The 13831-nt window shown below is 43.7% G+C and carries 11 protein-coding genes; all 11 read right to left on the bottom strand.

All coding sequences use genetic code 11. From position 1 onward, the window contains the following. Positions 1–396: 396 nt before the first annotated feature. Positions 397–1245, bottom strand: coding sequence for a hypothetical protein (locus NX720_RS18820; RefSeq protein WP_262596669.1), 849 nt, complete (start codon positions 1243–1245; stop codon positions 397–399). 653 nt (positions 1246–1898) lie between these two features. Continuing rightward, positions 1899–3452, bottom strand: a complete 1554-nt coding sequence (tnpC, locus tag NX720_RS18825; RefSeq protein ID WP_262596671.1) for an IS66 family transposase — start codon at positions 3450–3452, stop codon at positions 1899–1901. Between the two features lie 9 nt (positions 3453–3461). Further along, entirely contained in the window at positions 3462–3830 is a 369-nt protein-coding gene (gene tnpB, locus NX720_RS18830) for an IS66 family insertion sequence element accessory protein TnpB (RefSeq protein ID WP_262596672.1), read from the bottom strand. 1 nt (position 3831) lies between these two features. Next, a complete protein-coding gene (gene tnpA, locus NX720_RS18835) occupies positions 3832–4167 on the bottom strand; it encodes an IS66 family insertion sequence element accessory protein TnpA (RefSeq protein ID WP_262596673.1) in 336 nt (111 codons plus the stop codon). Beyond that, positions 4164–6071, bottom strand: a complete 1908-nt coding sequence (locus NX720_RS18840; protein WP_262596675.1) for a TnsD family transposase — start codon at positions 6069–6071, stop codon at positions 4164–4166. Before NX720_RS18840 ends, tnpA begins: the two co-directional genes overlap by 4 nt. A gap of 35 nt (positions 6072–6106) precedes the next feature. Further along, a complete protein-coding gene (locus tag NX720_RS18845; protein WP_262596677.1) occupies positions 6107–7483 on the bottom strand; it encodes an ATP-binding protein in 1377 nt (458 codons plus the stop codon). Positions 7484–7498: 15 nt separating this feature from the next. Next, a complete protein-coding gene (locus NX720_RS18850) occupies positions 7499–9715 on the bottom strand; it encodes a Mu transposase C-terminal domain-containing protein (RefSeq protein WP_262596678.1) in 2217 nt (738 codons plus the stop codon). 1 nt (position 9716) lies between these two features. Further along, on the bottom strand, positions 9717–10538 hold the full coding sequence (locus tag NX720_RS18855; RefSeq protein WP_262596680.1) for a TnsA endonuclease N-terminal domain-containing protein: 822 nt from the start codon (positions 10536–10538) through the stop codon (positions 9717–9719). A gap of 136 nt (positions 10539–10674) precedes the next feature. Continuing rightward, positions 10675–11892 carry a type II secretion system F family protein gene (locus tag NX720_RS18860; RefSeq protein WP_262596681.1) on the bottom strand — a complete coding sequence of 406 codons (1218 nt, stop codon included), beginning with the start codon at positions 11890–11892 and terminating at the stop codon, positions 10675–10677. A gap of 86 nt (positions 11893–11978) precedes the next feature. Then, complete coding sequence (locus NX720_RS18865) at positions 11979–12785, bottom strand: symmetrical bis(5'-nucleosyl)-tetraphosphatase (protein WP_262596682.1); 807 nt, start codon at positions 12783–12785, stop codon at positions 11979–11981. 190 nt (positions 12786–12975) lie between these two features. Beyond that, on the bottom strand, positions 12976–13776 hold the full coding sequence (rsmA, locus tag NX720_RS18870) for a 16S rRNA (adenine(1518)-N(6)/adenine(1519)-N(6))-dimethyltransferase RsmA (RefSeq protein WP_262596684.1): 801 nt from the start codon (positions 13774–13776) through the stop codon (positions 12976–12978). Between the last annotated feature and the right edge of the window lie 55 nt (positions 13777–13831).

Here is a 13831-nt window from a genome sequence, read left to right on the forward strand (position 1 = left end):
AGCCCGAAGGTTGTTGGCAAGACGTTCGACAGTGCCAGGGCTCACAGAGCAGCATGGCGGGTCACGAAAAACAGCAGAGTGGGCAGCTCAGAGAATTAGAGGTGGGCATTTTGACTAGCGCAACTAGTTGACTGACGATGAGTGAAAAATGCTTGAAGTCCTGATCAAACAAGAGAAATCCAAAGTTGCACAGCATAAGAAACGTCGAGCAGGAATTCTTCTGGCTATTGATGAAAACCAGCGTCTCTTCTGACTCACGAGCAGGTAGCAAAGGCGTTTCGTGTCAGGCCAGTTACTCCGCCTTTGTTAAAGCCTTGTTGAAGAAAGTTTAGAAGTCGTCGTCAACGGCAAGTAAGAGTAGTGCAGATTGGGCTCGAACTACTCTTACTGAACTAATCACGCTGAGCTGCAAATCTTGAGTTCACAGTTTTGAACTTTCACCGGAGTATTTGGGAATAGCTCTGACTTTGTTCCTAGCTTGATATCAAGCATGAAAAATCTATCTGATTCAACTGTTAACGTGGCTACTTCTTTTTCCAGAGCCATACCGCTTTTCTTCAATAGAATATCCATATCCGGAGAATATCCAATACTAATAGGATCATTTCCCATTGTTAGAGTATATTTGTTATTTACTTTGGATAAGTTAATACCAGTCTCCTTAAAAACGTCAGAATATTCTGTGATTTCTATCCAGCTTTTTCTCATCAATTCTTCAGCTGAGGCAACGACCAAACCGATCGCAGCTCCTGTGATAACAACACCTGTTGTGTATCCCAAGTTTATGTACATAATAATGCAGCCTAAGGTTGCACCCAAGGCTCCTGCAATAATAGAATGCTTTTTATCAAGATTAGGAATCTGCTTGGAAACTACGAAACCTGCAGCCGCACCGCTAATAGCCCAGCCAATAATACGGCCAAAATCACCACTTCCCAAAATATTAATTGAGAACAAGGCAGCTAAACCACCTAGCCCTCCCAAAAATGCACCAAGTATTAGGGATTGTTTGATTTTTGTGGCACGAAAAAAGTTTTTGGACTGATAGTAACTTTGCGCACAAACAATCAATGCTCCAATTAGTGCTGCATCCAAAGCACCAGAATAAACCCAGCTGGAAAATGTACTTTCATTGAAGTTGAATAGTCCTGCTAGCATTCCACTTAATAGGCCACCAACACCACCTGCCAGCATAAAGAAACGTGTTTTTTTTGAACTGAATGTTTTAATTACTTCGTTATTCATTGCTATTCCTGATTATAAATTCCTACTTGTTTTTTATTACAAAAAAACAACATAAGGAAAAATGCCAACATCTACCTATATGCTTATCATTTAATGTTAAAACTTAAATGCCATTTAACTAAGCAATAGAGCCATAACGTGCTGTAAGCTAAAAAGTGTCCATCCGAAAACCTTTAATTCCTTGGCTGAATAAGCATGGAATGCTTTTTATAAGATCGAAGATTTTTTCTTGTTAATCGGTTATAAGTAGAACTCCAAAAGGAGGATTCCGTACATACACTGAGGAGTATCGGTGTAATCTGATAATAACGAATCATGAAGTAATGTCTATAGGTAAATGCCTGATTTATAGTTTATTGGTTTGTACGCGTTATAAGTAACAACTGTCGTCTTGTATCATCTCCTGCTTCATTTATGCATGTAAGCCGCCAGGACATTATGCAGATTAATGCTTTAAGGCGAGAACAAGGTTTGCTCAACCGGCTCGAAGATTGGAAAGATGTTTACAAGTTTGCTGATCCAGCTTTACATGGAGTACTGAATCTTTGCTAGCAAAAAGGCAAACAGGCACCTGAAGTTGGTTATGAAATAAGAACTGAACAAGGTGAATACGTTACCACTCTGTAACCGTTCAAACAGGGTACAGACTCCCCCTACTTGTCCAGAGGCGCTTTTAACGGATTTTTCCCAAAACGCTCTTTCCAATTCCGGGGAATCAGCTCATTGATTTGTCGTGCAGGGTGGAGGCTGACTCTCTGGAGGACGTCAACCAGGTACTTGTAGGGGTCAATATCTTGCAGTCGACAGCTGACCAGCAGGCTCTGGATGATGGCAATATGCTCTGCCCCCGTCTCTGTCCAGCTAAACAGGTAGTTTTTTCTTCCCATCGGGATGCATCGGAGTAATCGCTCAAGATGGTTGGTATCCATCTGAACATCCGGGTCATCCAGAAACACTCTCAGTGACTTTTGATGGTTTTCGGCATACGCTAGCGCTTTGCTAAGTGGATTCGTTTTGGTCAGTTCCGGCCTCTGTCGCTCTTTATGGCACCAGTCAAAAAATTCATTCACAAGAGGTAATGACTCTTCCTGACGAATGCGTTTTTTCTCGTCTCCGGCAGTGCAGGTATCACGGATACGTTTTTCTACGCGATACAGTTTGCCGATCAGGGCGAGTGCATGAGCAACGGCTTCAGATTCATCGTCTTTCGCCCAGTCAAAGTACCTGCGTGTATGAACCCAACACTGGGCCTGAGTGATTTCAGGGTGTTTTTTGCAGTAGCTGTCATAAACACCGTAGCCATCGGTGAGCAACACGCCTTTGAAGTCTTTCAGTAATGGCTCAATGTGTCGTGTAGAGCGGGTCAGTGACAGGGTAAAGGCTACTTCGTTCTGTTCGCCGTACACCGGCCAGAACCAGGCTTTCTGCATTTTGCCTTTTTCTTTGCGGCCTGCTTTGCCTGGTGTTTCGTCCATGGCCAGTATGCGGCTTTCCAGAACACTCTTTAATAAGGCGTCGTGTACTGGTTTGAGTAACTCAATGCTTCTGTAGACCAGGTTGGTCAGTGTCGTCCGGCTCAGTGTGACTCCGCTGAGTGCCATACGCTGATGTTGACGGTATAAAGGCAGGTGAAAGACAAACTTGTCGATCAGCATGCCGGCCAGCAAACTGACATCGGCAATGCTTCGGTCAAAGATGCTGGAAGGGGCGGCTACTGTCGTCAGGGTCTGGCTGGGCTTATGCCTGACTACTGGACGACGCTGTTCATGAATGACGTAGCTGCCGGGGCGCTGAACCAGTGTTCGGGTGGTTTTATAGTCAATGACTTCGTATTGGTCTGCGTCCTCACCTTGCAACTCCGGTGCTGGCAGTTCAGTGACTTCAACGGGCACCCGTTCGTCAAAGCGAAGCCCTTCATCGGTGACACAATCGTCGGTACGCTGTTTCTTGCGTCGCTCGTAAGTGATGGTCTCTGTTTCAGGGGGCGGCGATGTCTCTGGCTTGGCGAAAATCTCACCAAGGTCTATCTGGTCTGGGTTATCAATGGTTAGTCGCTTTTCGGACTTCTCACCAAATACCTGCCGTTTAAACCAGTTGAGCTGTTGCCTGGCAGAAGAGAGTTCCTGAAGTGCTGCATCCAACGCTGACTGCAACTGCCGGTTTTGCAGTTGCAGGTCAACGGGATTAGCAGCTTCAGAATGATTCATGGGGTATGACTATAGCTGCTTTTCAGCATTGTGCAGCTCATGGTCATAACGTTTAAATTTCTGGACAGAGCTGAGGTCAATGCCTTCAAGCAAGAGTTTCAAATCGGTCCAGCATAATGAATGTTTTGTGGCATCCTGCCAGTGGTGGCGAAAAGTACCCTGCTCAAGTCGTTTGCTCCAGATGCAGTAACCGCTGCGGTCAAAATAGAGTATCTTGACCTGGTTGCCTTTGCGGTTGATAAATACAAACAGCTGTCCACTGAGAGGGTTCTCCTTGAGCTGGTTTTTGACCAGTGCCGACAGGCCATCATAGGACTTACGCATGTCAGTCGGTCGGGTGTATAACCACACCCGGACACCGGATTCAGGGAAGAACATCTCACTGACGCATGCGAAGGATGACGTTGCCGGGGAGTTCGAGTTCAATGTCCCAGGTCTGTCTGGGCAAAGGTTCTGAGGCAACCGGCAACTCTATAAACTCAGGGGCTTTTTGTTCTGCTGGCTTGTCGCTATTGTTCAGTTTTTTCTTCCAGTTATAAAAGGTAGCCAGACAGAGTCCTTTAGACCGGCAAAACTCGGATTGAGTGGCAGTGCCGTTTTGTTGCTCGGTGATAAGGGCTTGCCACTGGCTCTGGCTGAGTCGTTTAGGTCGGTTTGTCTCTGTAGCCATGGTGATCTCCGGCACGATGAATGCGGGAGTAGCATGGGCTGTCATGGCGGGTTTTGGTAGACGTCCTTAAATGACCGATTTCTCCGGTAAGGTTGAGAGCAACGCTTTCGCACAGAATGGATGCGTGTATCTCGCAAAAGCAACCACTGCTGCTCAGTCGGTCGTTGGTAATTGAAATCTCTTTTCTGTAACGCTTGAGCCTGTTCGAGGACCGACCCTGAAACGGGCGGAAAAGATGATGCCATTTTAAGTAAGCGCCTTGCCGAATAAATACTGAATAGCGTAGGTTCGGCTTTGTAGAGGACGTGCAGCTTCCGTAGCTGAAAATCTTCATGGGTCTCTGCAAACCGGGTTAACTGACGCCAGAAAGCAGGCATAGTCTTGCGGATATGAGTCTGTGGATTACGGACTTTCAGAGCCTGCAAAATATAAGAGACTGACAGACGCTGGTTTTCTGGAGGGCTTGTCATCATGCAGAGGACAAGTCTGCGAAGCCCTTTGATTGCTTTCCTTTGCCTGTTCTTCCAAAGGTCATGCTGATGCTTGTAGCGGTGGGATTGAGCCTGAGAGGGTGTCAGCGCTTTTGGAAGGTGCTTATAAAGCCACTCTTTGTCACGGTTTCTCAACCAGATAAAAACCTCAGGGAAAGAGTCAGTCAGAGACTTTCTGGTCATGTCCGGGTTGTTCTGAATGAGCGATAAAGCCTTGTCTCGGAGCTGGTCCAGTTGTTCTGTATGCCGGGTTTTCTTCAGCCTGCGCCGTGCTGCCCTGATCTCAGGGTGAGATAATAACAAGTTATCCACAGTGCTTTCAGGCAAGCCAACTCGTTCACCGGCCTTTTTCATGGATAGACCGGTTTTTAGCAGTTCTAAAACTTGCCGTTCTTGCTCAGGAGTTATCTTTTTGGGCCTGGCTCTGTGCTGTATGCCGTGGAGTTTGGCTAACTTCCGAACGGTGTAGTAGGAGATACCGGATTCTCTGGCGGCTTTAGTGAGAGAAACGCCATCCCTTAAGAGTTTGATTACCAGCTTATGGTTGTTGTCACCCGTTTGTTGCTTTTGAGGTTTGGCATCAACAGAGTGCAGCCTGGCTATTCTGTGATCGCAATGGTTCAAAAAGCCACTGAGCAGAATATGTTTGACTGGGTGAGTTCGATGACTTGGCCTAAGAGCATCCCGAACGAAGTTGTGCTCTGTTCCTGAAGCCCTTACATTGGCGAAGTCTGTCTGATTGAGTAAATCGGACCAAAAACTTCTGATATTTGAGAGTAACTCTTGACGACGAATATAGCCTGCTGTGGATATATAGCCTGTACTCTCAAGCTGCTGTTTATAGTGCTTGACTCTCTCGGTGGTAGACTGATTAGCCCCTGTAAAATTTTGGCAGAGTTGTGCTGACAGCTGTGCAAAAAGTACTTCTTTGTCAGAGGCTTCATGAGCTTCTGCATGGTTTACATTTGGAATAGCCAAAATCTTTGGGCGTATTTCCGTTCGGATTAATTTGCACTTATGGATATGGCAGGCTGAGACTCCGGGCAGGGCATGTATTTGATGCCAGTAAGCAACTCCGTGGGTTTCAATATCGTGTTCAGCGCATAAAGGGCAAAAAGAGTGATAGCCTGGTATGCTCAGGCGACTGTTCACAGAACCGGTTTCGATTTCCAGCACTTTGGGTTTATCACCGGAAATCGCCTCTCGTAATGATCTGGCATGTTTCTCCGGCATGTAATGGGCAAAATATGGGTAAGCTGTATGCTCCGTGATTATTTTATCGAGATCCATACGCAGGAGTTGTGAGAGCTTCTTTAAGCGGTATGTAGCCACACCGCAGGTTTGGGTGTAGCTGCAGTCCAGAACGGACTGATAGAAGCTATCAGCCCGCTTGTGGATGGCAAGAAGTTGGGTTCTTGCCATGAAGCTTGGGATGGTTTCGTTTGGAAATATATCCATCAATTATTTCTTATAGTTATTGCAAGAATTTAGGGTTAAATTGAGCTTGCATCTCCTGAGAAAAAGCCACTGGAATTTAGTCTGTTATAATTGTCCTTGGCAGTTTCATCTTTGCGCTTTTTCTTCTGTAATGGATTAGGCTTAGATTTAAGTTCATTTTCTGATTTTTGAGAATCACTAATATTTTCTCCTTGTTCTGATTTCATATTTTTTATTTTCTGTGCAATAGGCATAAGGTCATCGTAGTTAGCAACTTTTTCTGGGTTATTTGACCTGAGAGCATCAAGTGCAGGCATAAGAAGTTTGAACTCTTCATTGTAAACAGTAGTTAATGTCTCAGCAGTAATTGTTTCTTCTCCATTTTCAATAGCATATGCATTGGCGTGCTTTAACAGCATTACCGTACATACCGTTATTCCCTGTGTTAATTCGTATGCGGTATGCCGTATATCAGACGTTAACTCTCCAGGATTTTGCACCCATTGGAATTTCCATAGTTTTTCAAGTAGCTGATTCCATGTTTCATCGTCTTCTTGCGGCTGTTCAAGATCGATAATTCCTTCGGTGGACATGCGCCTTGCCGTGCGAAACTTGTCAGTATAAAGATAGAAACAATCGTAAGTGCCAACAAAAGCGAGAGAAACATGAAGCTCATTGACTATGCTTTCAAAAAATTGCATTGCAATCTGTGCTCCTCCAGCTTTGGCTATTGATAAATTCTGAAGTTCATCGATGACTATTAGCCCAATGTGATACGTTAAGCATAATTTTTTAATGTTTTTTTCTAATGTTTCGATAGGAATGTTTTTGTTGTTGTTTTCTTCATAAAAGTTTGTTCCCAGCAAATCATCAATGGCTGAGAAAAAATTATTGCACAAAGCTCTTCTTGATGCATCACTTGGACAATTGAATTTAAGATATACAATTTGAGTGATGTTGAGTTTCTCATCGTTATAGCTTTCATGAGTAATTACTTGTTGAAACAACTTGTCCAGAATGATTTCTATCATCCAGGACTTGCCCATACCACTTAGGCCTGTCAGAAAGAAAGTTTTAGATGTTGTTTGTTTTACAATTTCTGGTGATGGGGCATTTTTACCATCGCTTGCAACACTGTATAAGAGCTGTTTTGACTCTGGACTTATTGGACTCTTGTTCACATAAGACTTTAATAATAGCTTGTATATTTTTTTATAGGTTCGATAGTAATTATGGTTAGGTATAGTGCATGAATCTAGTCTTTCTGAATAGATCTCTCGCTCTACATCTTCATGCTTTTTTTCCTCTTCTTTAAATAGAGGGGCTTTTATGCATTCTTTTATTATTTCAGCCTGATCTAAACATTTTGGTAGAGCCTCTATAAGAGGGTTTCCTCTGTAGTCTGGATTGTTCCATTTTTGATAAATAACCATGCTTTAGTACCTTCTTTATATCAGATCATCAACAAGGCTTAATGATTTTTTCTTGCTGTCTACTTTGTTGTCAGAATTGATGTGGTCATTCTCAGTGCTGCTGTATGAGTCACTTAGCTGCTCAAAGTGACTCATTTCTTCAGCTTTTTTAGCATCATCTTTTCTGTTTGACTGTTTCTCAAAATCTCTGTGTTCTTTAACATCTTTGTGAGAAGCTCTATTGCTGTTAAATGAAGCAGATTTTCTTGCTGCTTCCGTTTTTTGTTTTGCCTCAGCAATGAATTTTTTTCTTCTTGCTCTATTCTTTGTTTTAGAATTATTTCTTCTTCTGTTGGCTGCGTCAGTTTCAATATTAATTTTTTTCTGGTAGCCAAGGTATTCGTTAAGTTCAAGATTTTTGAACTTTTCCATAGTGTCATTTAGGTAGCATATTTCAAGCTTTTGAGTATCTGGATTGATAAGCCATATAAAGTTAGTCGTTGAGGTTGTATATCGAATATTAACCTTAAAACGTCTTTTTTTTATTCTTACCTTTGCCTGCCATCCTTTCTTGATTGCTGTTTCTGAAGAGTATCTAAGACCATTGAAGTATATTCCATCTTCTCGTACAGTTGCCTTTTCGGATGGAAGAAGCCCAAGATAAAGGTCATGGGGAGCAATTGAATTTGCTGTTCCAATGCCAAATTCCATACCCCAGTTCCAAAGATTGACCGGGGTAGGTATTACATCATCCTTCATCATTTCAATATCGCCAACAACCTTTTTTACCTGATATAGGTTATTGTCAATGATTTCCTCTATAAGCAATCTTGTTAATTCTTTTAATGTGAGGCAGGCGTCTAGCTCTGGCTTTTTTTGTCCACGCTCACGTTTCATTTTGACACTATTGCCAGGGATGTCTTTTAAGACAAGATTGTTAATAACATCGAAATGCTTTTCAACAAGGCCTTTAAGGTCACCTCTATAAGGTGATGCAAATCCCATAGTTTGCAAGCCTAAGTTGTCCAAAGCTACTTCTGCCTTTTTACTAATTAATTCACCTCTGTCAGCAAAAAGACCGTAACACATATGATGACATGGCCAGTCTTCTGGTTTTATCGTCAATCCGTACTCAGCACAAAACTCAACTTTATCCCGACATGTGTTAAACAGAACAGCTCTGGCTCCATCCCATGAAGGTCCTTCAAGACCAACATAAATTCCAACAATGCATCGTGAAAAAACATCAGTAACCAGATAGACAACTGGTCTTCCTATCGATTTTGTGCGGTCAAACTCACTGACTAAAAAAATATCACCGACCGTTGCATCAATTTCATAAAGTTCGCCTGGACCACGAAGACCATAATCAGATGTGGAAGTTAAAGCTCTGAAATCTTTTTCGTATTTAGAACTGCCCTCTCTATTTTTGATTGACTCTGATGGGTCAATATACTTATATGCCCAATATCTATATTGGACAAGACTAGGCTTATTATTGTCATTGAAATGGCACGATATTTCAATGCCATCTTTATCTTTGTATTTGTAGCTATAGTGCTTATCACACATATTATTATAAGAATCTTTAAGGTCTGGCTTTTCTTGTTTGTAATAATGTTCGGTTATAGAATTCTTAATATTCTCTTTATCTTTTTCTGAAAGTATCAAGCCTATAATTTTTTCTTTGTTTCCATGTTCATCTTCATCATATTTTTCTTCATTGGGGCGCCCGACCTTAACACCTTCCGGACACGATTTTCCTATTTTATGAAATTCAGGTAGAAGTGAGTTTTTTCTGCAACCACCCTGAAAAAACATATATAAATATTTGTAAACACTTACTCTTGAATATGAAGACTTATTAGATGCTTTTTGAATACTGTTATTTGTTTTAGGATGATCTAAGAAATCAAAGATGGCTTCCTCATCTTTTTTCCCTTCAATGTCGAAGCCATAAAGTATTGGCTCAATTACTTTGAATCTTTGGTCACGCTTTTTTAGCCATGATGGTTTTATTTCTTTATCAGGAAGTAACTCGTAATAGGAGTAACTTATTTTGGTATATATTATTTTTCCTTCTCTAATTTCATTGTTTATATCATCGAGCTGCAATGAAAAAGGTTTTCTGGGTTTTTCTTCCGAATTTATAAGATAAACTTTATTGCGGGCATCACAAGCTCTGATGATAGTGCAGGTAAATGGAAGTATACTATCATCAGATTTCGGATGCAGGATGTATCCAGTTTGCATTTTAAAAATACTGCTTAAAGTAGACAGGAGTTGTAAGTTTGATTTTTTCCGAAATGTCAGTAGTTAATAGTTGATGCCACATACAATGCTTATATAACTGAACTGAATCCTGATATGATATATTCAAGGAGGTAGCTGCATCTTTCAAGACAGAAGCTAGTTTATTACCATCAAGATTTTTTATTGATGATTTATAGGTACTGATCCAGTCTGATTTTATAAATTCCAGCTCAGAGGTTATCTTTGCAGATTGAATGAGCCATTTTAAGTTGTAAATCATGTTTTTGTTGATTGATTTTTCAGTCAGGCATTTGCATGTTATGCCTTTTTTCGCCCAATACAGCCGTTCCAACTCCAGTTTTTGTAAGGTTCTTTTTGCTGTTTTCTTATTTGGATCAAAGTCTTTTTCATATTTTGCACTAATGGCGATTTGCTCGACAGTTCCATCATTTCTTAACTTATCAATAAGAAAGTCAGTGCTCCCTACTTTTGGCGTTTTAGATTGAGGATAACGTGGGTGCATGATACCCAACTCATTGGCAATATCCACGGTATCTGTTTGAGGAAGCTGAGGATATTGCTCTTTAATTTGAGTAATGGACTTATCGTACTCAAACATCAGATAAAGATTGTATTCCAGATCTGACAAGAAGTGATGTATCCGGTTCGACTTGACCCCGTTAACCTTTCTGGAGCGGCCACGAGAAGGAACTTCCTGAACTTCGACCCAAGGTTTATATATACCACTGCTCATACTGCTCTCCCATCTACCAACCCAACGCTCTACATCTTGCGCAGAGACTTTTTTGCGCTTCGTTTCCACGTCTGTACCTCGTAGAAGCCGCTATTTCAGTGTGTTGAGAAATATAGACCGGATTTCTATCTTGTAAAGGTTTAGTTATGCTTGTAAGCGTTTAATTATGCTTGTAAGCGTTTTTATTATTCCTATACAAGAGCTTTTACACAACAGACCCCATCTGAAAGATAGGCAGGTACATAGCCACAATCAGGCCTCCAACCAGCACCCCGAGTACCGACATAATCAATGGTTCCATCAGGCTGGTCAGGCCATCAACGGCGTTATCCACTTCGTTTTCGTAGAAGGTGGCGACTTTATCCAGCATTTCATCCAGAGAGCCAGACTCTTCTCCGATGGAAACCATCTGAATCGCCATCGCCGGAAAAATGCCTGAACTCTTCATAGCAAATTGCAGCTGCTGACCTGTGGAAACATCTTCTTTGATTTGGTTGGTGGCATCCGCAAAGACAACATTGCCCGCAGCGCCTGATACTGAGTCCAGTGCGTCGACTAATGGAACACCGGCAGCAAATGTCGTTGAAAGGGTTCGGGCAAAACGTGCGACGGCAGACTTTTCGAGTATTGGACCAATAACAGGCAGCTTTAGCACTAGCCTGTCTTTTTTATCTCTTGCGGCTTTTGAGCGCAGCATCAGTTTTTTAATCATAAAACCAAAGGCCGCCAGTCCGAGAATAGCCGCCAGCCACCATTGCTGAACAAAGTTGGAAATATGAATAACCATCTGGGTGAAGGCCGGGAGTTCAGCTCCGAATCCCTGAAAGACTTCTTCAAACTGTGGCACCACTTTTACCAGCAGAATGCCGGTAACAATGAAAGCAACACAGACAACCGCAACCGGGTAGTTCATCGCTTTTTTGATTTTGGCTTTAAGGGCTTCAGACTTCTCTTTATAGGTTGCAATTCTGTCCAGCAATGTTTCCAGTGCTCCGGACTGTTCACCGGAGCTGACCAGGTTGCAGTACAGGTCATCAAAATAGAGTGGGTGCGCCCGAAGGGCTTCGGCCAGAGTCGTACCACCTGCCACCTCGTTTTTAACCTTGACAAGCAGCTCTTTCATGGCGGGTTTTTCGATACCGTCTGTTGTTATGTCAAAGGCGTTGAGCAGTGGTACACCCGCTTTTATCATAGTGGCAAGCTGCCGGGTGAACAGGGCGATATCAAGGGGGGTAATTTTGCCCCCTTTTTTGCCAAAGGACATACCTTTCTTTTTTACCCTGGTGGCAGAAATGCCCTGCTTACGCAGCTCGGCCTTGATCAAGGCAATGCTGGTACCTTCTATTTCCCCTTTGGTTTTACGTCCACTCTTGTCTTTACCTTCCCAGATAAAAGTAGAGGATTTGGCTGATTTTTTGGCCATGGGTGTGTCCGTACAGTTCTGGCTGTTTTCTGAAGGTGATTAGCGTATGTATCGGACAGATGCACCCTGGCAATAGTAAAAAAGATTTAACCCGCAGGGACACTGGTTCGTTTGAAGGTCTTCAGATTCAGAGCCGTCATTTCGCCACCCCAGACACAACCCGTGTCTATGGCGTGAATACATTTTCGACCGCTGTTTCCTTCCAGGGCTGCCCAGTGACCAAAGACGATATTTTTTTTGTAGGTCGGGCTGTCCGGAAACTGAAACCAGGCGTAGAAGCCTTTTTTGGGATAAGCTGTTTTGTTTTCAAGATCCAGCTTGCCGTTTTCGTCACAGAAGCGCATGCGGGTGAAGTAGGCGGTGATCATCTTCAGTCTGGCACGTCGGGTCAGGGCATTTTCCCAGGCGTTCAGCTTATCGTTACTGAACAGGTAGTGCAGCAGTTCCCGGTAATCGTTCGCCTGTAAGGCTCGCTCCAGTTTTTCGGCATAGAAACGTGCCTGTTTGATGGTCCAGATAGGAGGGATTCCAGCATGGACCATGGTGATGTTACGACTTTTGTCGTGGTGTAGAAACGGGCGGTGGCGCAGCCATTCTATCAGTTCTTCACGGTCTGGCGCATTCAGAATGGGTCCCAGCGTGTCCTTTTTCTTGACTGGGCGAATGCCTGCTGCCACAGCCAGTAAGTGCAGGTCATGATTGCCGAGAATAGAGATACAGTCGTCGCCAAGGGATTTAATAAAGCGCAGGGTAGACAGTGAATCCGGCCCCCGGTTGACCATATCGCCGGCTATCCATAGCTGGTCGTGACCGGGTTGGAACTTGATTTTGTCGAGCAAACGGCGAAATGGGGCGTAGCAACCCTGAATATCGCCAATGGCATAAACCGCCATAGAGTCTCCTGAGTTTTACATAAAGGTCAGCTGACACTCATCGGCGATGTTTGTGCCAGCCTGCTTTTATAGTTTTATCCCAGCTTGTAGTGTTTGTTCAAGTAGGGGGCTTTTGGCTTTTCGCTGGATGAACAGCCAACAGCCAACAGCTAACAGCCAACAGCCAACAGCCCGGTCTCCCCCTAAAGGGCTAATCGTTACGGTCATGAATAAAGTCAGCAATGCGCACAAACTCTTCCAGTGTCACTCGCTCCGGACGGATCGACGGATCAATCGACAGCTGTTCCAGCTCATCTGAAGACACCAGTTGTTTAAGGGTATTACGCAGGGTTTTACGACGCATACTGAATGCTTCACGAACCACACGGCTTAGCATTTTTACGTTCTTACAGGGGTGCGGCAGCTCTTTATGAGGCGTCAGTCGTACAATGGCAGAATCGACCCTCGGTGGAGGGTTGAAGCAGCCCGGCCCAACGGTAAAGAGGTAATCTACCCGGCAGTAGTACTGCGCCATAATACCCAGGCGACCATAGTTGTTTTCACCGGGCTGTGCAGCCAGACGCAGTACAACCTCTTTCTGCAACATAAAGTGCATATCGCTGATCAGGCCCTGATACTCCAGCAGGTGAAAAATCAATGGCGTGGAGATGTTGTAAGGCAGGTTGCCCACCAGTCGCAAAGGTTTATCGTCGTTTTTCAGGCTGGAGAAGTCGAACTTCAGGGCATCGCCTTCATGGATGCGGAAGTCAGGGTTCAGACCGAAGCGGAGTTTCAGGATCGGAATAAGGTCCCGGTCCAGCTCAATAACATCCAGCTGACCAGCCCCATCCAGCAGGAACTCGGTAATGGCACCCTGACCCGGGCCAATTTCAACCAGCCGGTCGCCTTCCCTGGGATGAATGGAGCGAACAATTCTCTGGATTATGCCCTGATCGTGCAGAAAATTCTGGCCGAAACGTTTGCGGGCTCTGTGATGGGGAAATTCGGACATAATGTACTGTTCACGGTCGTTCAGGGAAATGGCGGCTTATGATAGCGGCAGAAAG

The sequence above is a fragment of the Endozoicomonas euniceicola genome (genome assembly GCF_025562755.1).
In the GTDB taxonomy this organism is placed as follows: Bacteria; Pseudomonadota; Gammaproteobacteria; order Pseudomonadales; family Endozoicomonadaceae; genus Endozoicomonas_A; species Endozoicomonas_A euniceicola.

What these genes read in the sequence shown, in the direction of transcription:
- NX720_RS18865 (WP_262596682.1), bottom strand. Translation starts at nt 12,785, where the DNA reads ATGGCGGTTTATGCCATTGGCGATATTCAGGGTTGCTACGCCCCATTT.
- NX720_RS18850 (WP_262596678.1), bottom strand. Translation starts at nt 9,715, where the DNA reads ATGCAAACTGGATACATCCTGCATCCGAAATCTGATGATAGTATACTT.
- NX720_RS18820 (WP_262596669.1), bottom strand. Translation starts at nt 1,245, where the DNA reads ATGAATAACGAAGTAATTAAAACATTCAGTTCAAAAAAAACACGTTTC.
- rsmA (WP_262596684.1), bottom strand. Translation starts at nt 13,776, where the DNA reads ATGTCCGAATTTCCCCATCACAGAGCCCGCAAACGTTTCGGCCAGAAT.
- tnpA (WP_262596673.1), bottom strand. Translation starts at nt 4,167, where the DNA reads ATGACAGCCCATGCTACTCCCGCATTCATCGTGCCGGAGATCACCATG.
- NX720_RS18845 (WP_262596677.1), bottom strand. Translation starts at nt 7,483, where the DNA reads ATGGTTATTTATCAAAAATGGAACAATCCAGACTACAGAGGAAACCCT.
- NX720_RS18860 (WP_262596681.1), bottom strand. Translation starts at nt 11,892, where the DNA reads ATGGCCAAAAAATCAGCCAAATCCTCTACTTTTATCTGGGAAGGTAAA.
- tnpC (WP_262596671.1), bottom strand. Translation starts at nt 3,452, where the DNA reads ATGAATCATTCTGAAGCTGCTAATCCCGTTGACCTGCAACTGCAAAAC.
- NX720_RS18840 (WP_262596675.1), bottom strand. Translation starts at nt 6,071, where the DNA reads ATGGATATATTTCCAAACGAAACCATCCCAAGCTTCATGGCAAGAACC.
- tnpB (WP_262596672.1), bottom strand. Translation starts at nt 3,830, where the DNA reads ATGTTCTTCCCTGAATCCGGTGTCCGGGTGTGGTTATACACCCGACCG.